The organism is Brevundimonas diminuta ATCC 11568 (assembly GCF_000204035.1).
Taxonomy (GTDB): domain Bacteria; phylum Pseudomonadota; class Alphaproteobacteria; order Caulobacterales; family Caulobacteraceae; genus Brevundimonas; species Brevundimonas diminuta.
Map to the genome: position 1 here is coordinate 428,143 of NZ_GL883086.1, position 23,179 is coordinate 451,321.

General features: G+C 64.7%; 26 protein-coding genes and 1 tRNA gene. 8 read left to right on the forward strand and 19 right to left on the reverse strand.

The genetic code is table 11. The annotated features are described in order from the left end of the window. Positions 1 to 6 precede the first annotated feature (6 nt). The 3 genes from BDIM_RS05870 to BDIM_RS05880 all read right to left on the reverse strand — a co-directional run bounded on the left by BDIM_RS05870 (position 7) and on the right by BDIM_RS05880 (position 1,780). Positions 7 to 930 (reverse strand): AEC family transporter, encoded by a 924-nt coding sequence (locus tag BDIM_RS05870; RefSeq protein WP_003164648.1) that lies wholly within the window; start codon positions 928 to 930, stop codon positions 7 to 9. A gap of 1 nt (position 931) precedes the next feature. Beyond that, positions 932 to 1,396 (reverse strand): Holliday junction resolvase RuvX, encoded by a 465-nt coding sequence (gene ruvX / locus BDIM_RS05875; RefSeq protein ID WP_003164650.1) that lies wholly within the window; start codon positions 1,394 to 1,396, stop codon positions 932 to 934. 84 nt (positions 1,397 to 1,480) lie between these two features. Further along, entirely contained in the window at positions 1,481 to 1,780 is a 300-nt protein-coding gene (locus tag BDIM_RS05880) for a hypothetical protein (RefSeq protein ID WP_003164651.1), read from the reverse strand. Positions 1,781 to 1,951: 171 nt separating this feature from the next. On the opposite strand from BDIM_RS05880, the gene gatC reads away from it, so the two are divergent. From gatC to gatB, 3 genes are read left to right on the forward strand one after another with little or no spacing between them, the layout of a single operon-like run. Beyond that, complete coding sequence (gatC, locus tag BDIM_RS05885; RefSeq protein ID WP_003164652.1) at positions 1,952 to 2,239, forward strand: Asp-tRNA(Asn)/Glu-tRNA(Gln) amidotransferase subunit GatC; 288 nt, start codon at positions 1,952 to 1,954, stop codon at positions 2,237 to 2,239. Between the two features lie 3 nt (positions 2,240 to 2,242). After that, positions 2,243 to 3,721, forward strand: coding sequence for an Asp-tRNA(Asn)/Glu-tRNA(Gln) amidotransferase subunit GatA (gatA, locus tag BDIM_RS05890; RefSeq protein WP_003164653.1), 1,479 nt, complete (start codon positions 2,243 to 2,245; stop codon positions 3,719 to 3,721). Positions 3,722 to 3,723: 2 nt separating this feature from the next. Beyond that, positions 3,724 to 5,217, forward strand: coding sequence for an Asp-tRNA(Asn)/Glu-tRNA(Gln) amidotransferase subunit GatB (gene gatB, locus BDIM_RS05895; RefSeq protein WP_003164654.1), 1,494 nt, complete (start codon positions 3,724 to 3,726; stop codon positions 5,215 to 5,217). Positions 5,218 to 5,380: 163 nt separating this feature from the next. Here the strand turns inward: gatB and BDIM_RS05900 are convergent, their stop codons facing one another. Together BDIM_RS05900 and BDIM_RS05910 are read right to left on the reverse strand one after the other, a co-directional pair. After that, on the reverse strand, positions 5,381 to 5,635 hold the full coding sequence (locus tag BDIM_RS05900; protein ID WP_003164656.1) for an RcnB family protein: 255 nt from the start codon (positions 5,633 to 5,635) through the stop codon (positions 5,381 to 5,383). An 808-nt stretch (positions 5,636 to 6,443) separates the two neighbouring features. Then, positions 6,444 to 7,037: an RcnB family protein gene (locus tag BDIM_RS05910; RefSeq protein ID WP_003164658.1), complete on the reverse strand. Its 594-nt coding sequence runs from the start codon at positions 7,035 to 7,037 to the stop codon at positions 6,444 to 6,446. A gap of 217 nt (positions 7,038 to 7,254) precedes the next feature. Between BDIM_RS05910 and BDIM_RS05915 the strand changes: the two genes are divergently transcribed. Further along, positions 7,255 to 7,557, forward strand: coding sequence for a hypothetical protein (locus BDIM_RS05915; protein ID WP_003164659.1), 303 nt, complete (start codon positions 7,255 to 7,257; stop codon positions 7,555 to 7,557). 93 nt (positions 7,558 to 7,650) lie between these two features. Continuing rightward, positions 7,651 to 7,956 (forward strand): ETC complex I subunit, encoded by a 306-nt coding sequence (locus BDIM_RS05920; RefSeq protein WP_003164660.1) that lies wholly within the window; start codon positions 7,651 to 7,653, stop codon positions 7,954 to 7,956. 117 nt (positions 7,957 to 8,073) lie between these two features. Here the strand turns inward: BDIM_RS05920 and BDIM_RS18560 are convergent, their stop codons facing one another. The 8 genes from BDIM_RS18560 to metC form a co-directional block, all read right to left on the reverse strand. Further along, entirely contained in the window at positions 8,074 to 8,196 is a 123-nt protein-coding gene (locus BDIM_RS18560) for a hypothetical protein (RefSeq protein WP_003164661.1), read from the reverse strand. Positions 8,197 to 8,235: 39 nt separating this feature from the next. Further along, positions 8,236 to 8,373: a hypothetical protein gene (locus BDIM_RS17845; protein WP_157683888.1), complete on the reverse strand. Its 138-nt coding sequence runs from the start codon at positions 8,371 to 8,373 to the stop codon at positions 8,236 to 8,238. A gap of 50 nt (positions 8,374 to 8,423) precedes the next feature. Further along, entirely contained in the window at positions 8,424 to 9,074 is a 651-nt protein-coding gene (locus BDIM_RS05925; RefSeq protein ID WP_003164663.1) for an FkbM family methyltransferase, read from the reverse strand. Between the two features lie 39 nt (positions 9,075 to 9,113). Further along, positions 9,114 to 9,239 (reverse strand): hypothetical protein, encoded by a 126-nt coding sequence (locus BDIM_RS18565; protein ID WP_003164664.1) that lies wholly within the window; start codon positions 9,237 to 9,239, stop codon positions 9,114 to 9,116. A 1,253-nt stretch (positions 9,240 to 10,492) separates the two neighbouring features. Continuing rightward, the gene (locus BDIM_RS05930) at positions 10,493 to 10,741 is read right to left on the reverse strand and encodes a hypothetical protein (RefSeq protein WP_003164665.1); all 249 of its coding nucleotides are present in this window, start codon (positions 10,739 to 10,741) and stop codon (positions 10,493 to 10,495) included. Next, on the reverse strand, positions 10,717 to 10,839 hold the full coding sequence (locus BDIM_RS18570) for a hypothetical protein (protein WP_256974086.1): 123 nt from the start codon (positions 10,837 to 10,839) through the stop codon (positions 10,717 to 10,719). Before BDIM_RS18570 ends, BDIM_RS05930 begins: the two co-directional genes overlap by 25 nt. 471 nt (positions 10,840 to 11,310) lie before the next feature. After that, positions 11,311 to 11,387 (reverse strand) — tRNA-Arg (locus tag BDIM_RS05935). Between the two features lie 139 nt (positions 11,388 to 11,526). Then, the gene (metC, locus tag BDIM_RS05940; RefSeq protein ID WP_003164667.1) at positions 11,527 to 12,720 is read right to left on the reverse strand and encodes a cystathionine beta-lyase; all 1,194 of its coding nucleotides are present in this window, start codon (positions 12,718 to 12,720) and stop codon (positions 11,527 to 11,529) included. Between the two features lie 114 nt (positions 12,721 to 12,834). On the opposite strand from metC, the gene BDIM_RS05945 reads away from it, so the two are divergent. Together BDIM_RS05945 and BDIM_RS05950 are read left to right on the forward strand one after the other, a co-directional pair. Next, the gene (locus BDIM_RS05945; RefSeq protein WP_081461848.1) at positions 12,835 to 13,902 is read left to right on the forward strand and encodes an amino acid ABC transporter substrate-binding protein; all 1,068 of its coding nucleotides are present in this window, start codon (positions 12,835 to 12,837) and stop codon (positions 13,900 to 13,902) included. A gap of 35 nt (positions 13,903 to 13,937) precedes the next feature. Next, positions 13,938 to 15,254: a dicarboxylate/amino acid:cation symporter gene (locus tag BDIM_RS05950; protein ID WP_003164668.1), complete on the forward strand. Its 1,317-nt coding sequence runs from the start codon at positions 13,938 to 13,940 to the stop codon at positions 15,252 to 15,254. A 57-nt stretch (positions 15,255 to 15,311) separates the two neighbouring features. On the opposite strand, the gene BDIM_RS05955 is transcribed toward BDIM_RS05950, so the two are convergent. The 4 genes from BDIM_RS05955 to BDIM_RS05970 form a co-directional block, all read right to left on the reverse strand. Continuing rightward, entirely contained in the window at positions 15,312 to 16,205 is an 894-nt protein-coding gene (locus BDIM_RS05955) for a pirin family protein (protein ID WP_003164669.1), read from the reverse strand. Between the two features lie 80 nt (positions 16,206 to 16,285). Next, positions 16,286 to 16,927: a hydrolase gene (locus BDIM_RS05960; protein WP_003164670.1), complete on the reverse strand. Its 642-nt coding sequence runs from the start codon at positions 16,925 to 16,927 to the stop codon at positions 16,286 to 16,288. 101 nt (positions 16,928 to 17,028) lie between these two features. Next, the gene (locus tag BDIM_RS05965) at positions 17,029 to 17,718 is read right to left on the reverse strand and encodes a hydrolase (protein ID WP_003164671.1); all 690 of its coding nucleotides are present in this window, start codon (positions 17,716 to 17,718) and stop codon (positions 17,029 to 17,031) included. Between the two features lie 106 nt (positions 17,719 to 17,824). After that, positions 17,825 to 18,694, reverse strand: a complete 870-nt coding sequence (locus tag BDIM_RS05970; protein ID WP_003164672.1) for a pirin family protein — start codon at positions 18,692 to 18,694, stop codon at positions 17,825 to 17,827. 127 nt (positions 18,695 to 18,821) lie between these two features. Here BDIM_RS05970 and BDIM_RS05975 point away from each other — a divergent pair, with 127 nt between their 5' ends. Continuing rightward, positions 18,822 to 19,730, forward strand: a complete 909-nt coding sequence (locus BDIM_RS05975; protein ID WP_003164673.1) for a LysR substrate-binding domain-containing protein — start codon at positions 18,822 to 18,824, stop codon at positions 19,728 to 19,730. 11 nt (positions 19,731 to 19,741) lie between these two features. Here the strand turns inward: BDIM_RS05975 and metH are convergent, their stop codons facing one another. Beyond that, positions 19,742 to 22,408 (reverse strand): methionine synthase, encoded by a 2,667-nt coding sequence (metH, locus tag BDIM_RS05980; RefSeq protein WP_050796632.1) that lies wholly within the window; start codon positions 22,406 to 22,408, stop codon positions 19,742 to 19,744. Then, the gene (locus BDIM_RS17430; protein ID WP_143276785.1) at positions 22,408 to 23,166 is read right to left on the reverse strand and encodes a hypothetical protein; all 759 of its coding nucleotides are present in this window, start codon (positions 23,164 to 23,166) and stop codon (positions 22,408 to 22,410) included. The genes metH and BDIM_RS17430 overlap by 1 nt, the downstream gene beginning before the upstream one ends. Between the last annotated feature and the right edge of the window lie 13 nt (positions 23,167 to 23,179).

Here is a 23,179-nt window from a genome sequence, read left to right on the forward strand (position 1 = left end):
GGGGACTCAGGTCAGATGGAATAGCAGCAGCGCCATTGGAATGCCGATCACGGAGAATACCGTCGTCGCTGCGATGATCCCGGCCATCAGCGGCGCGTCTCCGCCCATCTGACGCGCCAGCACATAGGCCGAGGCGGCGCCGGGGGCCGCGCCGCACAGCAGGGCGATTCCCTGCGCCAGCTCATCGCCGCCATACAGGCGCGCCAGTTGCCACATGGCCAGCGGCGTCACGATCATCTTGACCACGACGACGGCGCCGACCGTCACCCGCGTGCGCGCCAGTTCGCGGAAGCTGAGGCCCGCGCCCGCCACGATCAGACCTAGCGGCAGGGCGGCCGATCCCAGCAGTTGCAACGTCTCGCTTACCCCCGGCGGCTGCGGCGCGCCCGAGAAGTTCAACGCCAGCCCCAGCAGACAGGCCAGCAGGATGGGGTTGGACATCATCGCCCGGAACAGCGCCCTGGGCGAGGCGCCGTGCTGCCCCGCGCCCCATTTGGCCAGGACGACGACGCTCAGGATGTTGCTGACGGGGATCATGGCGGCGATGACCACGGCGGCCAGGCCCACGCCCGCAGGTCCGAAGGTCGCCTGCACGACCGGCAGGAAGACGAAGCTGTTCCAGCGGATCATGCCCTGAAAGACGCTGGTGTAGGCCGGGCCGCTGAGGGGCAACAGGGGCTTGGACAGCAGGGTCAGGGTCGAAATGATGATGGACACGGTGACGGCGGCGGCGCCTGCCGCGCCTGCGGCCGAGCCTGACAGGTCTGCATTCCAGATCGCGGGGATCAGGAAGCCGGGATAGAGGACATTGATGGCCAGCTTCTCGATCGGCCGCCAGGCGGCGTCGGGCAGATAGTCCGACTTCTTCAGCCCATAACCGAGCGCCAGCAGCAGGAAGACCGGCAGGACGCCCGCGAGGATGGCCGCCATCTCAGCCGCGCAGCCGGTCCAGCGCGCCTTGCAGGATCCATGCGGCGGCGGTGCGGTCCACCACATCGGCGCGGCGCTTGCGGGTCAGGTCCAGCTCGTCGATCAGGAACCGCTCGACGGCGGTGGTCGACAGGCGCTCGTCCTGAAAGGCGACGTTGACCGGCCGAAACCGCTCCAGATTGCGGGCGAAGGCGCGGCACGACTGGGCGCGCGGTCCTTCGGTGCCGTCCATGTTCAGCGGCAGGCCGATGACCAGGGCCGAGACCTTGCGGCCGTCCATGATCCTGAACAGTTGTTCGGCGTCCTGGCTGAACTTGGTCTTGCGGATCAGCTCCAGCGGACTGGCGATGATGCGGCCGGTGTCGGACACGCTGACGCCGATGGTGTTCTCGCCCAGGTCCAGGCCCAGCCACGGGGTGTTGGGCGGGCAGGCGGCGGGCAGTTCGGAGAGATCAAGGACAGGCACGAGGGCGCGTTAGGCCCAGACGGGGCGCGTGTCAAAGCGTGGGCCCCTTTCCCTCCGCCGGGATGAGCGGAGTTGGAGACGGACTCACACGTCGTCGTCCCCGACCGGCCCGCCTTCGTTCTCCAGGCTGCGGATCGAGCGCACTTCCTTGCGGGTGAACTTCAGCCGCACGCCCAGGCCGCCGTCTTCTTCGTGCAGGAAGACGGCGCCGCCTTCCTCCAGCGCGGCCTGAAGGCGGCTGCGGGCCTCGTCGCCGGGATCGACGTTTTCGCGCTCGAAGTCGGCCAGGGCGTCCACCGTCAGGCCGGACAGGCGGGCCACATGGTCGCGCGGCCATTGCACCAGGGCGCGCGCGGCGCGGACTTGGGGGCCGGTGATCTTCATGGTCGCGTCTCCTGTGATCTGCGCCTCATACTTAGGCGCCGCTCGGGCCTTCGATAGGGGGCGTTTGGCCGCAACGGCCAAGCTCATTTCGCGCCTGCACCCAAATCCTTGTCGAAACGGCGGCGAAACGCTAATCCCGACCCCTTAGACTCTCATGCTTTGGAGGGCCGCATGGCCATCGACGCCGCGACGGTGCGCAAGGTTGCGCATCTCGCCCGCATCAAGACCCCCGAGGACCGCCTGGAGCCCCTGGCCCAGGAGCTGAACGGCATCCTGAAGTGGATCGAACAGCTGGACGAGGTGGACGTGCAGGGCGTCGAACCGATGACCTCCAACGTGTCCCAGCCGCTGCGCATGCGCGACGACTTGGTGACGGACGGCGACAAGGTCGCCGACGTCCTGTCCAACGCGCCCAAATCCGCCGACGGCTTCTTCGTCGTACCCAAGGTCGTGGAGTAAGTCATGACCGATCTGACCAAGCTGACGCTGGCCGACGCCATCGACGGCCTGAAGGCCAAGACCTTCTCGTCCGAAGAACTGACCAAGGCCTTCCTGACCAACATCGAAGCCTCGAACCCGACGCTGAACGCCTATGTCGAGGTGACGGCGGACAAGGCGATGGAACAGGCGCGCGCGTCCGACGCCCGTCTGGCCAAGGGCGAGGGCGGGGCGCTGGAAGGCGCGCCGCTGGGCATCAAGGATCTGTTCTGCACCGAGGGCGTGCAGACGACCGCCGGCTCCAACATGCTGCGCGGCTTCGTGCCGCCGTATGAATCGACCGTCACCGCCAATCTGTGGCGCGACGGGGCGGTCATGCTGGGCAAGCTGAACATGGACGAGTTCGCCATGGGCTCGTCCAATGAGACCTCGGCCTTCGGTCCGGTGAAGAACCCGTGGAAGTCCAAGGGCTCGAACGCCGACCTGACGCCGGGCGGCTCGTCCGGCGGTTCGGCCTCGGCCGTGGCGGCGGACCTGTGCCTGGCTGCGACGGCGTCCGACACCGGCGGCTCGATCCGCCAGCCCGCCGCCTTCACCGGCACCGTGGGCATCAAGCCGACCTACGGCCGCGCCAGCCGCTACGGCATGGTCGCCTTCGCCAGCTCGCTGGATCAGGCCGGGCCGATCGCCAAGACGGTCAAGGATTCGGCCCTGCTGCTGAATTCCATGTGCTCGTTCGACGCCAAGGATTCGACCAGCCTCGACATCCCGACCCCCGACTGGACCCAGTCGGTCGGCCAGTCGGTCAAGGGCCTGCGCATCGGCGTGCCCAAGGAATATGTCCTCGACGGCATGCCCGCCGAGATCCAGAAGCTGTGGGAGCAGGGCGTCGCGTGGCTGAAGGCCGCCGGTTGCGAGATCGTCGAGATCAGCCTGCCGCACACCAAATACGCCCTGCCGACCTATTACATCGTGGCCCCGGCCGAGGCGTCGTCGAACCTGGCGCGCTATGACGGCATGCGCTTCGGCCACCGCGCCGAGCAGTTCACCTCTCTGGACGACCTCTATGCGACCTCGCGCGCCGAGGGCTTCGGCAAGGAGGTCCAGCGCCGCCTGACCATCGGCGCCTATGTGCTGTCGGCGGGCTTCTATGACGCCTATTACGTCAAGGCGCTGAAGGTGCGTCGCCGCATCGCCCAGGACTTCGACAACGTCTGGGGCCAGGTGGACGCCATCCTGACGCCGTCCACCCCGTCGGCCGCCTTCGCCATCGGCGACAAGCAGATCGACCCCCTGACCATGTATCTGAACGACGTCTTCACGGTGACGACCAACCTGGCCGGTCTGCCGGGCATCTCGGTCCCCGCCGGCCTCAGCGCCGACGGCCTGCCGCTGGGCCTGCAGGTCATCGGCAAGGCCCTGGATGAAGCGACCGTCTTCCAGGTCGCAGGCGCCCTCGAAGACGCGGCGGGCTTCGTCGCCAAGCCGGACCGTTGGTGGTGAGCATGACTGAGAACTCCAAACTGATCCAAGGCCGCACGGGCGCTTGGGAAATCGTCATGGGTCTGGAGATCCACGCCCAGGTCGCCTCGAACGCCAAGCTGTTCTCGGGCGCGGCGGTCGGCTTCGGCGCCGGGCCGAACGAGCAGGTGTCGCTGATCGACGCGGGCTTCCCCGGCATGCTGCCGACCCTGAACAAATACTGCGTCGAGCAGGCGGTGAAGTCGGGCCTGGGCCTGCGCGCCCAGATCAATCTGAAGAGCCAGTTCGACCGCAAGAACTACTTCTATCCCGACCTGCCGACCGGCTATCAGATCAGCCAGCTGTATCACCCCATCGTGGGCGAGGGCGTGGTCGAGGTGGAGGCCGAGGACGGCAGCTTCTTCAACGTCGGCATCGAACGCCTGCACCTGGAACAGGACGCGGGCAAGCTGATCCACGACCTGTCGCCGACCGAATCCTACGTCGACCTGAACCGTGCGGGCACGGCGCTGATGGAGATCGTCTCGCGCCCCGACATCCGCACGCCGGAAGAGGCGGTCGCCTATGTCAAGAAGATCCGCACCATCCTGATCTACCTCGGCACCTGCGACGGCGACATGGAGAAGGGCAATCTGCGCGCCGACGTGAACGTGTCAGTCTGCCGCGCCGGGAACTATCACAAGTTCAAGGAAACGGGCGACTTCAGCTTCCTGGGGACGCGCTGCGAGATCAAGAACGTCAACAGCTTCCGCTTCATTTCCCAAGCGATTCAATATGAAGCGCGTCGCCAGATCGAGATTCTCGAAGACGGCGGTTCGATCACGCAGGAGACGCGCCTGTATGATCCGACAGCGGGCGAGACGCGCTCCATGCGCTCCAAGGAAGAGGCGCAGGACTATCGCTACTTCCCCGATCCCGACCTGTTGCCGCTGGTGCTGGAGCAGGCCTGGATCGACGCCATCAAGGCCGACCTGCCGGAGCTGCCGGACGACAAGCGCCGCCGCTTCATGAGCGAATACGGCCTGTCGCAATACGACGCAGGCGTGCTGATCTCGGAGCAGGCCAAGGCCCTGTATTTCGAGGCCGCCGCGAAGGGCCGCGACGCCAAGCTGGTGTCCAACTGGGTGACGAACGAGGTCTCGGCCCGTCTGGCTGCCGACGGCAAGGACTTCAGCGACAACCCGTTGCCGGCCGCCCACGTGGCCCAGCTGGTCGAGCTGATCGAGACCAACGTCATCTCGTCCAAGATCGCCAAGGAAGTCTTCGACTACGTGTGGAACGGCGAAGGCTCGCCCGCCGAGGTGGTCGAGAAGCACGGCCTGAAGCAGGTCACCGACACCGGCGCCATCGAGAAGGCGGTGGACGAGATCATCGCCGCCAACCCCGACAAGGCCGCCGCCGTTGCCGAGAAGCCCCAGGCCATCGGCTGGTTCGTCGGCCAGGTCATGAAGGCCACCGGCGGCAAGGCCAATCCGGCCGCCGTGAACGACATCCTGAAGGCCAAGCTAGGGCTTTGATGCTTGGGGGCTGCGGCCCCCAAACCCCCCAGCTGGTCGCTAACGCTCGCGACGCGGTCGCTCGCTGCTTGAGCGACAGGGCGCGTTAAGGGTTAGGCTAGAGCCTTCTTGCAGACCACAAAAAGGCCCCGGAGAGCTCTCTCCGGGGCCTTCCTGTTTTGCGCTACCAGCGCCAGGCGTCGCGGACGACTTCGATGATGTAGCCGTCGTAGTCGTCGATCAGATAGATCGCATTGTCGACATAGACCCATCGCGTGCCTGGAGGCGGATAGCCCAGGCCGTAGGTGCGCCAGTCGTTCACCTGATAGCGCCAGAAGACATCCGGCAGATACTGGCCGACATAGTACTGCCGGTTCCAATAGGTGCGCGGCACGCTGTAGTAGCCGTAGCCGGGCGCGAAATAGAAGCCGATGCGCACGCCGTTCCAGCTGCGGAAGCGTTGGTCATGGCGCCACCAGTCGCTACGGTGACGACGGTCCCAGTCGCGGCGCCACTGGTCGCGATTCCAGCGGTTGTGGAACTCACGATAGTCGCGGTCACGGTTCCACTGGCTGGGACGATCCGGCCTGTTCGGGCGGTGGGCGTCCGGGCGGCCAGGGCGGTTCCAATCCGGGCGTTCGGGACGGTCTGGGCGATGGGAATCCGGTCGATCTGGGCGCTGGGGACGGTCCGGTCGATTCCAATCGGGGCGGTCCGGACGATTGGGTCTGTCAGGCCACGGCTGATCGGGTCTCTGGGGACGGTCCGGCCGATCCGGGCGTTGTGGTCGGTCCGGTCGGCTAGGGTGATCGGGGCGATCGGGGCGGTTCCAGTCGGGTCGCTGTTCCTGCCTTTGTTCTGGCCTTTGTTCCGGCCTTTGTTCTGGTCTGCGCTCCGGTCGTTGAGGGCGCGGGCCTTCCTGGCGCGGGCGATCGGCGTCGCGGTGCTGGCGCTGAGGTTGGCCGCGATCAGGACGACGCGGACCGTCCTCGCGCGCCTGCGGCCGATCCTGGGCCAGAACAGCCATGGGGGCTGCGGCGGGCACGAGGAAGCTGGCGGCCGCCGCGAACATGAGAAGCGAGCGTTTCATGGTCGAAGTCCTCGCACGTCCGAACTGGACGGCTTGCGGACAGAATGGGCCCGGGGCCATGAACTGCTGCTGAACGTCGATCGCAGAGCGGCGTCATGAAAAAAGCCCCGCAAGACAGAGCCTTGCGGGGCGAAGCGATACCTTGGTCCAGCGTGCCTTAATAGACGTCGCTCAACACGCTGGCGATCAGGCCTGTGGCGACGGCGATCAGCAGGATGTCGTTGCCGGCATGGACGTAGCGATAGCCGCGCGGAGCGGGTCTCAGATTATAGAAATAGGGGTCGTTGACGTAGTAGGAGCGATAGGCGGGCGGCAGGTAGGCGCCCGTGCGCCAGCGATAGCCGTAGTAGCGAGGTTCGACCCGATAATAGCCGTGTCCCGGCGCATACCAGTAGCCGTTGCGTGCGCCGCGATAGTCGCGGAACTCGGGCCGCCCGCGCCACCAGTTGTGGTTGTCACGGCTCCAGCGGTCGTATCGGCGCTGGTCCTGGCGCCATTCTCGACGATCGTCGCGACGGTCTTGACGCCACTCACGACGGTCCTGACGCCACTCACGGCGGTCCTCGCGTCGGTCCTGGCGCCATTCACGACGGTCGTCGCGTCGATCCTGACGCCGCTCACGGTGGTCGTCTCGGCGATCATGGCTCCACTCGCGGCGGTCCCCGCGATGATCCTGCGCCTGGGCCATCATGGGGGCGGCTGTGGTCGCCAGAGCGAGCGCGACGACGGCGGCCTTGGTCAGGCGGTTCATTTGGCAACTCCATTCAAGAAGCGAAATCCCTGTCTGGCGTCGACTTTCACGCTGGTCGAATGAACCGTCGCTGAACCGGCCTGTCAGCTTGCGTCCGCATGCGGACAAGGGCCGCGCTGCGTGGGGCTTGAGCGCGTTAACGCTAATTTCAAACCAACGATACTTGAATGCGTGTCCGATAGCGGGGTCAGAACGACGCCGCGGGGGAGGATTGCTGATGAATCCGCTGCATGACGATCAAGCGCCCCAGGCGCGCGACACCTTGCCCTTGCCCACGCCCGACATGGACGGCGACGCCTTGTTCCGTCTGGGTCTGGCCTATTCGGCGGGACTGGACGGATGCCCGATCGACCGGGTGTCGGCCCATATGATCTTCAACCTGGCCTCCATGAAGGGCTCGATCGAGGCGCGGGAATACCGACGCGACATCAGCCAGGAGATGGAGCACGACGAGATCGCCGAGGCCCAGCGCGCCGCACGCCGCTGGATTGACGCCGGTTCTTCTACGCTCGCCGCCTGATCCAGGCGGTCTGATGAAGTCTTGCGGCGTCTGGACCGGGCGGCGGCGGCGGGGTATGCACCCCGCGAGTTCCCCGTCCGAAGGATTCCGTCCATGCTCGCTCGCATCTATCGCCCGGCCAAGACCGCGATGCAGTCCGGCAAGGCCAAGACGCGCGACTGGCGTCTGGAGTTCGAGCCGGCCTCGGCCCGCACCATCGATCCTCTGATGGGCTGGACCAGCTCGACCGACATGAACGGCCAGGTCCGCCTGTCCTTCGACACCAAGGAAGAGGCGGTCGAATACGCCGAACGCCACGGCATCGCCTTCCGCCTGCACGAGCCGAACGAGGCGCCGGTCATCATCAAGGCCTACGCCGACAACTTCGCCACCAACCGCAAGCAGTCCTGGACGCACTAACGAGCGACGCCAATTGCGTTGTGCGGCTTCACTTCTCGGATCGTCTGATCGGTGTCGCGGGCCAACCAGGGTATGGGTTTGGCGATAGCGTAGAAGGTCTTGGCGCCACGCGCGGACTCAGTCCCGCCGGAACTCGTCAGATGACCGCAGGCGCTCAGGGTCAGCAACCTGGGCCAGCATCTTCATCATCTGCTCGGCCGAAGGCGTGATGACCGTGAGCGTCGCGGTGAACACGATCATCTAGGCCAGCATCGACATGACGAACACGGGCTTGTCGAATTAGATGGCCAGCCCAAGGATAGCCAGCACGCCGGTCAGGGCTGTCAGACAGTGCAGCCGATTTGCCCAGCGCGAATGCTCAATTGTCGCCGTCGGAGCTGTAATCAATTCGAGCTTTTCTGATGATGCGTTAGTCATGCCCGACCATCGTGATCACTGCGGGAGTCGGGAATGCACCGAAATCCGCCCTAGGGCCGCCGATACCAGATGCTTAGCTCGTTAGCATCACGCAGCCTTGAGGTCGGGCCGCAGAGTTGGCCGTGGTCGTCGTTCGCTTTAATGGCGTCGATGACGAAGCCGGACTGGTAGAGGAGTAGGGCTACGTCTTCGAACACGAACCGCTCGCCCTTGTAGAGGGCCACGTCATGGCTGCGGCTGCACTCCATATCGCCGCCGCGCACATTGGCAATCATCTCGCCGAGGCCCAACAGAACCTCCATGTCGAGCCCCTGCACGTCTGAATGGAGGTGGTCGATGCGATCAATTCCGTTCTTGCGGCAAAAATCCTCCAGCCGGATCACCTCAACCTCGATCTGCTGGGTAACCGCGAAGTCCGTCCTACCCGCCCAAGTCTCTTCGATGTTGTCGGCAAAGGCGAGTAGGGATGAGGTTCCCCAGTCACCCTGACCTGCGACGTTGAAGATTGCACGGCCCGGCCAATCCGAAACGGCCTTTTCGATCAGGTGATAATTATCAAACCCAGCCGTGCGCTGGCGGATAGTTTCGGCCAACTCGGGCGTGGGCTCGAAGGCATAAACAACCCATTCAGGATTTCCGGCGAACTCTAAGCCCGCACTCCCGTCGTTTGCCCCAACATCAAAATAGACTTTCTTGTCCATGCGGGAATTCTGGCACTGCCGAGATTTTATGACAAGCTGCTAGATTCGCGCTTCGCAGGCGGCCGGGGTCAGCATCGACGCGCGCAGCGTCGGTTTGGCGTCCGCTGCGGCCCATGTGTTGATCGCATAGACCGCCAGACAGGCCAGACCGAACGGGATCATCACGGGGCGTCAAGGTCCAGCTTGTCAATGCCGCTTGAGAATGACTGAACCATCCTACCTTCTTCACACCATTTGGCGATGTGTCGGCCATCACAACTCCAGGCATGACGCATTGGGAAGGCGGCGGGGTCTTTCGGTCATCGGAGCTGTAAGCGGCATGACAGCAACAAGAGAAGGGAAGCAACGAGGAACACGCCACTCGACAAGAACGGTCGAGCTTGTATTATCTTGGTTATGCAGAATCCCCCATACATCAAGCGCTGGCCTCTCGCGGATGACCGTATGGGGATGGTCGATGCAGTGCCACAAGGTTATACGTTACGACCCGAGTTGCTCGAACAGTTTGAGAGCCTGGGTGATAATTGTGAGTTTGGGTTTGTGCAGCGGTTTCATGGCGCTGAGCCGTCTAGCTTATTCCGTTGGGCAACAGCGCCTCTACATGGGGTGCTTCGCGGGCTGGAAGACGGGTGGGCAGACATCTACTCGTGGGAGCATCTAAAGCCGTGGGCATTCGACATGGCCTGGGACGACAAATATCAGTGCGCGTTTCATTGCGCCGTTCATAGCTCACGATCTTCCGAAGATGCGCCGTTTGAGTTTGTGCTACCCGAGGTCGAACGGCGGGCTGTTTGGGAAGCGGACCGTTCGAAATTCATTCACCTTAGGGACAAGACGATTGCGTCTCTAAAGACAGGCAATAAAATCTACGTGGTGAAGGCGAACGCTGGGCTAACGCTGAGTGAATGTCTCGCCTTGAAGGCTGCGCTAGACCAATATTTACCTCACAGGTTGCTATGCGTCGTTCCCGCATCGACGTTCGCTTTTGATGGCGTAATGCTGATCGAGCCAGGCTTGAAACTAGCCACTATATCCACGCTCGCAAGCTACCATCGCGTTGAGTTAGCCGCGTATGGTGAGTGGACCAATCTACTGCAGACGGCAGTCGACACCCCTTGGAGTTAGGGCCTCACTTCCCTGGCGACCTTAAGGTCAGCGCCAGAGACGTTTAGGAATGGCGAAGTCACAATATCAAATGTCGTGGCGGTAATCCTGCCGCGACACGCCGTTTCAACGCCGCTCAGGTCAGGATTCGATAGATACGACAGTTCACAATATCTGTGGAGATAACACAGTCGTTTTTATGGGCGGGTATGTTACCTGTTAGGTCAACAGCCTGCAGGGCGCAACCTCTTCGGTTGCCGTGTTCAGCGCCGTCAACTCGCCCAAAATGAACCAGCGATTGCCTGTCTGCTGCATCACACGATCGCGGCAGGGCGGGGCCCAAAGTCCAGCCCCGCTTGCAGCGCCACGCTTGATGCTGCGTGCAGTGGCGACTTCGCAACGTGAGTGTCGCGGACGAACATCGGGAACACAGGCAGGTCTGACTGCGAGATCATCACGCGGTTCATCAGGTCCGCGTCGATCTCGTCCTTGGTCCGGCCCTCCAGCAGGCCCATGAGCCGGCTCGGCTCGACGATGTTCAGGTTTTCGGTGACTCGAGCCACGTCTTGATCGTGGTGTTCAGCAGGTCGGGATAGCTGTTGTGGATCACCAGCCACCGCGACCGTCGCTTGCCAGTGAGATCCGGCTCGACGTTCATCATGGCCTCGTAGATGCGCACTACGCTGGCGACGGACTTGCCCGATAGTATCGGCCCCTGAATGCAGACCACGTTCGCGCAGCTGTAGGATACTTCTCGAGCGTCTCGCCGTTAGGTGTGTAGGTTCGTCCCATGCGGCCATGCTTGCGACATGGCCCGCACGCCAGAATGCACCGTCAGATTTCGCCGTCGGCTATCGGCTTCATCAGTACATAGCGCCGCAATATGTCCGCCACGTAACTCGGCAACGTCGTGCGGCGGACCACAGAATCCGCGTCGAGCCGGTGTCCACAATCGTGAGACCCATCAGCTTGATCTTCCCATCAGGCCTTGGCCGCTGTTCGCGTGTGTGAGAGAGCGGCCTTGATCGCTGAATGCCCGTTCAATTGCCTGGAACTGTTCTTGCGATAGGCAGAGCGATAGCAAGGTGGCGAGGAATGCGCAGAGGAAGCGCGGACTCGTCATCTAATCGAGTGGCGCGCCCATCAGGACTCGAACCTGAAACCTGCCGATTAGAAGTCGGCTGCTCTATCCGGTTGAGCTATGGGCGCGGCGGACGCCCGATAGCAGGAGATGCGATCCTTGTGAACGGCTGACGAACAGGAGTCTGGCGGATAGGTCAGGCAGGCGTCTGACAAAACGCAAGAAGCTTTTCCATTCAGATGCATATGGTCGTGGAGCGCCCGCCTTCTAATCGGCAGGTTTCAGGTTCGAGTCCTGCAGGGCGCGCCATGCCTTCAATCCCTTCTCAAGATCGCCGATCAGGTCGGCGGGGTCTTCCAGCCCGATATGCAGACGCAGCAACTGACCGGACAGGTCGGGCGCATGCTGCCGATGGGCCAGTTGCGGGGTTTCGTGGGTGATCAGGCTCTCGAAGCCGCCCCAGGAATACCCCATGCCGAACAGGCTGAGCGCGCGCATGAAGGCGTGGGCCGCCGCTGTGTCGCCGCCCTTCATGACCACGCCCATCAGGGAGGCCGCGCCGTCGAAGTCGCGCCGCCACAGGTCGTGTCCGACCGAACCGGGCAGGGGCGGATAGAGGACGTCGGCGACCTCCGGCTGGGCTTTCAGCCACTGCGCCACCGTCAGGGCCGAGCGGGCCTGGGCCTCGTAGCGCAGGGGCAGGGTGCGGACGCCGCGCAGCGCCAGCCAGGCGTCGTCGGGCGAGACGTGCCAGCCCATGTCCTCGATGGTGTTTGCGATGGAGCGTAGAACGGACGGCTCGCCGGCGGCGATCCCGCCCATCAGCAGATCGGAATGGCCGCCGACGTATTTGGTCAGCGCCTGGACGCTGACGTCGACGCCATGCGCCAGGGGACGGAAGGCCAGCCCCGCCGCCCAGGTGTTGTCCATGACCGTCAGAACGCCGCGTTCGCGACAGGCGGCGGCCAGGGCGGGGGCGTCTGCGATCTCGAAGGTCAGAGAGGCGGGCGCTTCGATCAGCAGAAGTCGGGTGCGTGGGGTGATGGCGGCCAGAACGGACTCGGCCGAGGCGTCGGCGGGGTGGAAGCGGGCGGTGATCCCGCGCGCGGCGAGGTGGCGGGTCAGGAAGCGGCGCGTGGGTCCATAGACGGCGTCGGTGGTCAGCACCTCGTCGCCGGGACGCAGCAGGGCGGTCAGGGGCACGGTCACGGCCGCCAGGCCCGAGGGGACCAGGAAGGCGTCGGTCCCGCCCTCCATCTGGGCCAGCAGGGAGCGCAGCTCGCGCGCCGCGCTCGTGCCGTCGAGGCCATAGACGGGGCCGTCCGACGCATCCTGCATCCGCGCCGGATCGTCGCTGAGCATGGTGGAGGCGCGCTCCACAGGAGGATTGACCGGGCGACGGCCCTGGCCGCGCCGGGTGGCGCCGGCGATCAGCCGGGTTCGGTCGGAAATGGGCGGCATGAAGGCTCCGGCGGGTTGCGGTTCGGGGCCTAGAGGGCTCTAAACTGTTCCGGGGCGCAAGACGGAGCGGTGGATCGGATGCGGAGATGGCGAGCGACAGCAGGCGTGGCGGCGATGCTGACCCTGGCGACAGGCGCCTGTCAGAGATCGGCTGAACCGCAGGCGCCGGAACCGCGCGAACCTTCACGCCAGGCGCCGACCGCTGCGACCGAGGCGAAGTCCAGCCCGACCCTGGCGGCGGTGCGCCAGCGCGGTCGGCTGAATTGCGGCGTGCACGAGGGGCTGGTCGGTTTCGCCTATACCGACAATCGCGGCGCCTGGCGGGGCTTTGACGTCGACTTCTGCCGCGCTACGGCGGCCGCCATCTTCGGCGACCCGGACGCCGTGCGCTTCGTGCCGTTGACGACGGAACAGCGGTTCGAGGCCCTGCGCGACGGGCGCGTGGACGTGCTGTGGCGCAACACCTCCTGGACCATGAGCCGGGATACGGGCGCGCAGCTCAGTTTCGCCGGGATCAACTACTACGACGGCCAGGGCTTCATGGTGCGCCGCGCGCTCAATCTGAGCAGCGCGGCCGAACTGAACGGCGCTCGCATCTGCGTCCAGTCCGGCTCGACCACTGAGCTGAATGTCGAGGACTATTTCCGCCGCAGGGGCATCGAGTATCGCCCCGTCGTGGTCGCCACCGAAGGCGAGGCGCGCCAGGCCTATGCGCGCGAGGAATGCGACGCCTTCACCGCCGACATCTCGGCCCTGGCGGCGGCGCGCACGACCCTGCCGAACCCGCAGCAGCACGTCATTCTGCCGGACGTTATCTCCAAGGAGCCGCTGGGGCCCGTGGTGCGCAGCGGCGACGACCGCTGGACGGCGGTTATTCGCTGGACGCTCAACGCTCTGATTTTGGCCGAGGAATTGGGCGTGACGCGTGCAAATGCCGCAGACATGGATAAGAATTCTGCAGATCCTAGAGTCCGTCGTCTGCTCGGCGACGAAGGTGACTTCGGCCCGAGCCTCGATCTGTCGAGAACATGGGCGAAAGACGCTGTTTCTGCTGGCGGAAATTACGGCGAGATATTCAATCGGAACCTGGGTTCACAGTCGTCTCTGGATCTGGAGCGTGGACTGAATGCTCAATGGTCGTCACGGCCCAGTGGGTTGATCTATGGCCTTCCTGTCCGTTAGTCCAAGGGGATGAGGGAATAAGGGGAAGGGATCGGATGGAGATCAAAGCCAAGCGCGGACTGCCGCTCCATATGTTGATGCTGATCGGGTTTCTGGTCGGTCTCACGGGCGGACTCATCGTCAATCTGACCGTCGGAGGGGACGTCGGTTGGGTGCAGTGGCTGACCTCCAACATCACAGGACCGGCCGGGCAGATATTCCTGCGTCTGCTGTTCATGCTGGTGCTGCCGCTGCTGTTCTCGGCCCTGGTCATCGGGGTGGCCGAGATGGGCGACCTGAAGGCTCTGGGCCGGGCGGGCTCCAAGAGCCTGGGCTTCACCGTCTTCATTTCCGCCGTGGCCGTGCTGATCGGCATGGTCATGGTCAACGTCTTCCGGCCCGGCGACGGGGTTGATCCGGCCCTGGCGCAACAACTGCTGGATCAGGGGCGCGCGGGCGCGGCCTCCATCGTCGGCAATGCGCCCAAGTCGGTGCAGGCGGGCGACTTCTTTCTGGAGCTGATCCCGTCCAACGTCTTCACGGCGGCGGCCGAGAACCAGATTTTGCCGGTGATGGTCTTCGCCCTGTTCTTCGGCGTCGGCCTGGTCATGACCAAGAGCCCTGCCACGGACCGGCTGCAACAGACCATCGAGGGGCTGTTCGAGGTGATGATGAAGCTCATCAACCTCGTCATCCGCATCGCCCCGCTCGCCATCGCCTGCCTGATGTTCAACCTGGCGGCCCTGTTCGGCTGGGAGCTGCTGATCCGCCTGGGCGCGTTCGTAGCCGTAGCCGTGGGGGCCATGGCGATCCATATGTTCGTGGTCTATCCGCTGGTGATCTGGCTGATGGGGGGCATGTCGCCGCTGAAGTTCTTCCGCGACATCCGCGAGGCCATGGTGGTGTCCTTCTCCACCGCCTCGTCCAACGCCAGCCTGCCCGTGTCGCTGCGCGTGGCGGAGCAGAATCTGGGTCTGCCGCGCAAGATCGCCCGTTTCGTCCTGACCGTCGGCGCCACCGCCAACCAGAACGGCACGGCCCTGTTCGAGGGGGTGACGGTGCTGTTCCTGGCCCAGTTCTTCGGCGTCGACCTGACGTTGGGCCAGCAGGTGATCGTCATGCTGGTCTGCATCCTGGGCGGGGTCGGCACGGCGGGCGTGCCCGCCGGCTCCTTGCCGGTCATCGCCATGATCCTGGCCATGGTGGGGGTGCCGCCGGAAGGGATCGGCCTCATCCTGGGCGTCGACCGCTTCCTGGATATGTGCCGGACCTCGCTGAACGTCACCGGCGACCTGGTCGTCGCCGCCGTAGTGTCGCGCGGAGAAGAGGATACGGACGCCGACGAGCCGCCTGCTGCGCCGGCCGTCACATAGGAATAAGGCCGACGCAGGGGATCCTGCGTCGGCCTTGTCCCTAGCGCCCAGTCCCGGTCAGGACATGGGCGGGGGCGGCGTCCGATCGGGGGGCAGGGGGATGAACTCCTGATCGTCCATGTCGGGCAGTTTCATGCGACCGGCGCGCCAGTCGGCCTTGGCCTGCTCGATCCGCTCCTTCGAAGACGACACGAAGTTCCATTCGATGAAGCGCTCGCCCACCGGCTCGCCGCCCAGCACCATCAGGGTGGTCGGCTGCTGCGCCACGATGATCGAGGGCAGGCCCTTTTCAAGCACGGCCATCTGACCGGGGCCGACAGGGCGGCCGTCGTCGATCTCGACCATGCCCTGGACCACATAGACGGCGCTTTCGGCGTGATCCGTCGGCGTCTGGAACCGGGCGCCCGGCTCCATCTCAAGGTGCATGTAGTGCAGGGGCGAGAAGGTGCTGACTCCGGCCTTCATGCCCATGGTCTCGCCCGCCACCAGACGGCCCTTCACGCCGCTTTCGATCCAGGTCGGCAGGTCGCTGGAGCCGACGTGCTGGAAGGACGGGTCGACCTCTTCCTGACCGTCGGGCAGGGCCAGCCAGGCCTGAATGCCCTCCAGACGCAGACCCTCCATGCGGGCGCGCTCGAACCGCTCGGAGTGGGTGACGCCGCTGCCCGCGGTCATCCAGTTGACCTCGGCCGGGCGGATGTCCTGCTGGACGCCCAGGCTGTCGCGGTGGGTGATCTCGCCGTCGAACAGATAGGTCAGGGTCGAGATGCCGATGTGCGGGTGCGGGCGCACGTCGACCGTCTTGGGGATGCCGGCGGGCATGTCCACCGGGCCCATGTGGTCGAAGAAGACGAAGGGACCGACCGCGCGACGCTTGGCGAAGGGCAGGACGCGGCCGACCTCGAAGCCGCCGAGATCCTTGCGGCGCTGGTCGATGATGAGTTCGATCATGGTTGGGGTTTCCTGAAGGCTGAACGCTGCGACGACGAAAGGGGCGATCCCCGCACTATGACGCGGATCGCCCTCAAGGGTCAGTCTTCCCTGTCGTAGGAGAACTGGATTCCGGCCGTGCCGCCGGTTTCGATGAACAGGTTCATGAAGGCGGGGACAGTTTCCGACCGTTTCCAGTCACGCTGCAGTTCACAGAACAGCTGAGGCGCGGAAATCAGCTTTCCGCCCGCCTGTTCGATGCGGCGCAGGCCCATTTCGTGCGCCGTGACCGAGGTGCCGCCGACGGCGTCGGCCACGACATAGACCTCATAGCCGTCACGCAGGGCGTCCAGAGCCGGGAAGGTCAGGCAGGCTTCGGTCCACAGGGCCGTCATGATCAGTTTCTTGCGGCCGGTCGCCTCGACCGCCTTGCGGAATTCCACATCTTCCCAGGAGTTGATCGTGGTGCGGTCATAGGTCGGATAGTCTTTCAGCACCTTGCGCAGCTGCGGGATCGGCGGCCGGTTCAGCCCCGTCTCGACGTTGACGGTCGAGTGGACGATCGGCAGGCCATAGGCGACGGCCGCCTTGGCCGTGCCGACGATGTTGTTCACCAGCAGCTGGCGGTCCATCGAGGCGATGGAGTTCACCTGAACCGGCTGATAGTCGATGATGACGAAGGCCGAGTTCTCGGGGGTCAGAAGATGATCCGATTTCGGATCGCGGATCGGTTCGCTGGCCATTGAATGGTTCCTTTCCGGGGAAGTTGCGCCTTGGCGAGGCGCGCGCATGACGCCGGTTTCGATTCATTGATGAGGGGCGAGGCGGAACCGGCGCGTCTTCGTCAGTCGCGTTGCGAGTCGAGGGTTTCGTGGTCCGTCGCGACCTGCTGGGCCTTGCCGTAGCTTTCGATCAGCAGTTGGTACGGCGGGAAGATCTGGGTGTAGACCTCGGCCCACTGCTGGGCGTCGTCGCGATGCCAGGTCTTCTGAAGTTCCGAGGCGACGGCGGCCATATCCATCGGCACCACGCCAGCCTGGACCACGCGGGCCAGGGTGATCTCCTGGGCCATCTTCGAATAGGTGCCCGAAGCGTCGACCACGACGAAGACCTTGTAGCCTTCATAGGCGGCGCTGATGGCGGGGAAGGCCATGCAGACGCTGGTGATGGTGCCGGCGATGATCAGGGTCTTGCGACCCGTGGCCTTCACGGCGGCGACGAAGTCGGGATTGTCCCAGGCGTTGATCTCGCCCTTGCGCGCCACATACTGGGCGTGGGGGGCGTTGGCGTGGATTTCCGGGATCAGCGGGCCGTTCGGGCCCTGGGGCACCGAGGCGGTGGTGATGACCGGAAGCTTGGCCAGAGTCGCCATCGAAGCCAGGGCGGCGGCGTGGCGGCGCAGGGTGGTCATCGGCATGTCGGCCACGGTCTGGAACAGGCCGCTCTGGTGGTCGATCAGCAGCATGACGGCGTCGTTCGGGTCGATGACCGGACGCTGGCCGTTGAAGTTGGCGGGCAGGGCGGAAGCGGACACGGGCGTCTTTCCTTTCAGGCAGGGGGCCGCGCTCGGACGAATGTCCGGTCAAGGCGGGGGTTGCGGCCCGGTCCGAAGACCGGGCCTTACGTTTTCGTGAGGGCGTTCAGGCGGCGGGGATGTCGCCGAAGCGGCCGCTGTTGAAGTCCGTGACGGCGGTGCGGATCTCGTCCTCGCTGTTCATCACGAAGGGGCCGTAGCCGACGATGGGCTCGTCGATCGGCTCTCCGGTCAGGATCAGCAGGGTCGTGTCCGCATCGGCGCTCAGGGTGACGCTGTCGCCCTTGCGGTCCAGCAGCAGGGCCTCGGCGGCGCCGGCCGGCTGGTCGCCGTTGACGGTGACGTGACCCGACAGAACCACCACCATGGCCGTGTGGCCTTCAGGCAGATCCAGCGTCGTCTCGGCGTCCCGGTTCAACCGCACGTCCCACACATTGATGGGGGTGAAGGTCGTGGCCGGGCCTTTCGAGTCGTCCATCGCGCCGGCGATGATCCGGGCCGTGCCTGCGTCGTCCGGCAGGGAAACGGTCGGAATGTCGGCGTTCAGGATCGACTGGTAGCCGGGACGGGTCATCTTGTCCTTGGCGGGCAGGTTGACCCACAGCTGAACCATGCGGAACGGGCCGCCGGTGCGCGAGAAGGCCGGGGAGTGGAACTCCTCGTGCAGGATGCCGCCGCCCGCCGTCATCCACTGGACGTCGCCGGGGCCGATGATCCCGCCCTGGCCGGTCGAGTCGCGATGCTCGACCTCGCCGTCATAGACGATGGTCACGGTCTCGAAGCCGCGGTGCGGATGCTGCCCCACGCCGCGCCGCTCGGTCGTCGGCTCGAAGTTGTACGGACCGGCGTAGTCGAGCAGCAGGAAGGGGCTGACCTGTTTGCCTGCGGCGTTGTAGGAAAACAGCGAACGGACGGGGAAACCGTCGCCGACCCAATGGCCGCGGTCGTTGCCGTAACGGCCCAGAACCTTCTTCATGGTCTTGTCTCCATTCGATGGACCGGCCGTCAGAAGAAGAGGCCGATCGCGTTGAAGACCTTATGCCTGCGAAACGATGAGGCGGGCAGATTGCGAAATCGCCTCGCTGCGTTCTATCAATAGAACGATGAGAGACCTCAACGACCTCTATTATTTCGTGCAGGTGGTGGATCACCACGGCTTCGCCCCGGCGGCGCGGGCGCTGGGCATGCAGAAGTCCAAGCTCAGCCGCCGCATCGCCGCGCTGGAAGACCAGTTGGGCACGCGGCTGATCCAGCGCTCATCACGCAAATTCTCGGTCACAGATATCGGGCTGGCCTATTATCAACACTGTCTCGCCATGCTGATCGAGGCCGAGGCGGCGCAGGCCTTGATCGACGGCGCCCGGTCCGAGCCGTGCGGCACGATCCGCGTCGCCTGCGCGCCGGGCCTGCTGACCTATCAGATGAGCAGTCTGATCGTCCGCTTCATGGCCCTGTATCCCGATCTGGACGTGCAGTTGCACAGCACCAGTCGCCGGGTGGACGTCATCGGCGAGGGCTTCGACCTGGCGATCCGCGTCCGCGAGCCGCCGCTGGAACAAACCGATCTGGTCATGCGCAAGCTGGACGAGAGCGTGCATCGTCTGGTCGCCAGTCCGGACCTGATCGCCCGCATGGGACGGCCGACCGGCCCGGCCGATCTGGCGAACTGGCCCAGCCTCGACTTCGGCCCGGCGCATCGCGACCACGTCTGGGCGCTGCATCACACGGAAGGCATGACGGCCTCGGTGCGACACGCGCCGCGTCTTGTGACCGACGATCTGCACATGCTGCACGAAGGCGCAGTTCATGGTCTGGGCGTCGCCCTGCTGCCGACGGTGGCCGTCGCCCGCGATCTGGACGCCGGGAAACTGGTCGACCTGCTGCCGGACTGGCGGCCGAAGAAGTGGATCGTCCACGCCGTCTTCCCGTCGCGACGCGGCCTTTTGCCGTCCGTGCGCATGCTGCTGGACTTCCTCGTCGCAGGCTGCGCCGAACAGCAGGCGCACGGCTAAAGGCCTGCCGCCTAGGCCGCGTCGTTCCGTGTGACAGCGTCGGGGTCGTAGTTCAGGATCGGCGCCAGCCAGCGCTCGGCCGTCTCCACGTCCCAGCCCTTGCGGGCGGCGTAGTCCTCGACCTGATCGCGGTCGATCTTGCCGACGCCGAAATAGTGGCTGCCCGGATGGCCGAAGTAGAGGCCGCTGACCGAGGCGGGCGGGGTCATGGCGAAGGATTCCGTCAACTCCATCCCGGCGTTGGCGCCTGCGTCCAGCAGGCGGAACAGGGTGGCCTTCTCTGTGTGGTCGGGCTGGGCCGGATAGCCGGGTGCGGGGCGGATGCCCTGATACTTCTCTTCGATCAGATCCTGCACCGAGGTCTGTTCGTCGGAAACATAGCCCCACAGCTGGGTGCGGACTTCCTTGTGCAGCCGCTCGGCGAAGGCCTCGGCCAGACGGTCGGCCAGGGCCGTGGCCATGATGGCGGAGTAGTCGTCGCCCGCCGCCTTGAACTCAGCCGCCTTTTCCAGCTCGCCATGACCGGCGGTGACGGCGAAGGCGCCCAGATAGTCGGCGCCGTCCTCGGCCACGAAGTCGGACAGGCACAGGTTCGGCTTGCCGTTGGACTTCTTGATCTGCTGGCGCAGGCCGTGGAAGCGGGCGGCTTCTGTCGTGCGGGTTTCGTCGGTCCAGACGATGACGTCGTCATCGCGGGCGTTGGCGGGCCAGAAGCCGACAACCCCCTTGGCCGTGAACCACCTCTCTTCGACGATGCGCTTCAGCATGGCCTGCGCGTCGCGGAACAGATCCTGCGCCGCCTCGCCGACGATCTCGTCCTCCAGGATCAGCGGGTAGCGGCCGATCAGCTCCCAACTGGCGAAGAAGGGCGTCCAGTCGATGTGGTCGGCCAGATCCTGAAGATCCCACGCCTCATAGGCGCGCACGCCGAGGAAGGACGGCGCCGGGGCAGGGGTCTGCGCCTCATCGGGCCGCCAGCGGTTGTCGCGCGCCTGCTGCAGCGAGGCGCGGGCCTTCACCTCCTGGCCGCGGGCGTATTGCTCGCGGATGCGGATGTATTCGTCGCGGGTGGCCGCCTCGTTCTTGGCCTTGTCGGTGGGGGACAGCAGGCCGGACACCACGCCGACCGCCCGGCTGGCGTCGATGACATAGGTGGTCGAGCCCTTGCGATAGGCCGGTTCGATCTTCACGGCCGTATGGGTGCGGCTGGTCGTGGCGCCCCCGATCAGCAGGGGAATGTCGAAGCCGCGCCGCTCCATCTCGGCGGCGACGAAGGTCATTTCGTCCAGCGACGGCGTGATCAGGCCCGACAGGCCGACGATGTCGACCTTGTGCTCGATGGCGGCGTCCAGGATGCGGTCGGCCGGGACCATGACGCCCAGATCGACGACCTCATAGTTGTTACACTGCAGCACGACGCCGACGATGTTCTTGCCGATGTCGTGGACGTCGCCCTTGACCGTGGCCATCAGGATCTTGCCCGCCGCCTGCCGCTCCTGACCGGCCTTTTCGGCCTCCATGAAGGGTTCGAGGTGAGCCACGGCCTGCTTCATGACGCGCGCTGACTTCACCACCTGCGGCAGGAACATCCGTCCCGAGCCGAACAGGTCGCCGACCACGTTCATGCCGTCCATCAGCGGCCCTTCGATGACGTGCAGCGGGCGCTCGGACGCCTGACGGGCCTCTTCGGTGTCCTCGACGATGTAGTCGGTGATGCCGTGGACCAGGGCGTGTTCGATCCGCTTGGCGACGGGGGCGTCGCGCCATTTCAGGTCCACGACCTTGGCCGCGCCCTTCTCGCCCTTGTAGCGGGGCGCCATGTCCACCAGCCGCTCGGTGTTGGACACGTTGGTCCGCTGCGGCCGGTTGAGGATCACGTCCTCGACCGCCTCGCGCAGTTCGGCGTCGATGTCGTCATAGACAGGCAGGTCGCCGGCGTTGACGATGCCCATGTCCAGACCAGCGTTGATCGCGTGATACAGGAAGACGCTGTGGATCGCCCGGCGCACCGGCTCGTTGCCGCGGAAGCTGAACGAGACGTTCGACACCCCGCCCGAGACGCGGGCGTGGGGCAGGGTGGCCTTGATGACCCGCGTCGCCTCGATGAAGTCGACGGCGTAGTTGTCGTGCTCCTCGATCCCTGTCGCCACGGCGAAGATGTTGGGATCGAAGATGATGTCCTCGGGCGGGAAGCCGACCTCGTTCACCAGGATATTATAGGCGCGGGTGCAGATCTCGATCTTGCGCGCGGCCGTGTCGGCCTGACCCACCTCGTCAAAGGCCATGACCACCACGGCGGCGCCGTAGCGCAGGCACTGGATGGCGTGATGGCGGAAGGCGTCCTCGCCCTCCTTCATTGAGATCGAGTTGACGATCGGCTTGCCCTGAACGCATTTCAGGCCCGCCTCGATCACCTCCCATTTGGAGCTGTCGATCATGACCGGCACGCGGGCGATGTCGGGCTCGGCCGCGCTCAGGTTCAGGAAGGTTCGCATGGCGACGGGGCCGTCCAGCAGGCCCTCGTCCATGTTAACGTCGATGACCTGGGCGCCCGCCTCGACCTGCTGACGCGCGACCGACAGGGCGGCGGTGTAGTCGCCGTCGACGATCAGCTTCCTGAACTTGGCCGAGCCGGTGACGTTGGTGCGTTCACCGACGTTGATGAAGACAGGACGCATCAGCGCACTTCTCGCTTAAGCCAGTCGCGGTCGTCCAAGAAATTGAAGATTGTGTTGTTGAGGTCGCGAGGCTCCGGCTCGTTTCTTTTGGGAGGAACAAGTTCTTCCCACGTTTCTACCTTGTCAGCCTTTTCTGCCAGAAGCAGGCCTACGCCTTGCTCCGTACAGGCGGCTCGTACGATTGCTTCGATATCGCCGGAACCAAACTCGCCGATCACCATCAAGTAAGAGTTATGTACGGTACGTCGATGCGCGGCAGCCTCAAACACGCCAGTGATATCAACAGTCTCTCCGGTTTTTACCTCATAGGTATTCACGCTAATTCGCTTTCCAGGCACGTATTCATACGTTTCAACGAAGGCAACGATGAGGTCCGGTCTGCTCCATTTTCCGCCAGTCGATTTGGATCCTTGGTGCGCGCAGATATTCGCACGGGCGTTCTCGATGCCCTGACGACGTAGCCAATGGTCCCGCATACATTCGGCCAGAGCAGGATAGTGATCGATTTCTCGCGCTTTGGTCGCCTCTGATTGCGAGGAGGTCGCACTGCTTGGAGCTGTAGGAGCGTCTAAGCCAATTTGCTGAACACTTCCGCCCTTGCCTCGGCCAGTCGTGAGCGCTCCATCTTCAATAAGGGCGTTCCTCGTGCGCCAATATCGATCCTCTTGCCAAGCAAGCTTGCGTTTAAGTGCTCCGTTCCCAGCACTTCCACCGAGCGTTTCCAGCGCTGCCAGTAGCTTAGATTTGTCTTCTTCCACTGTAGGTCTAGCC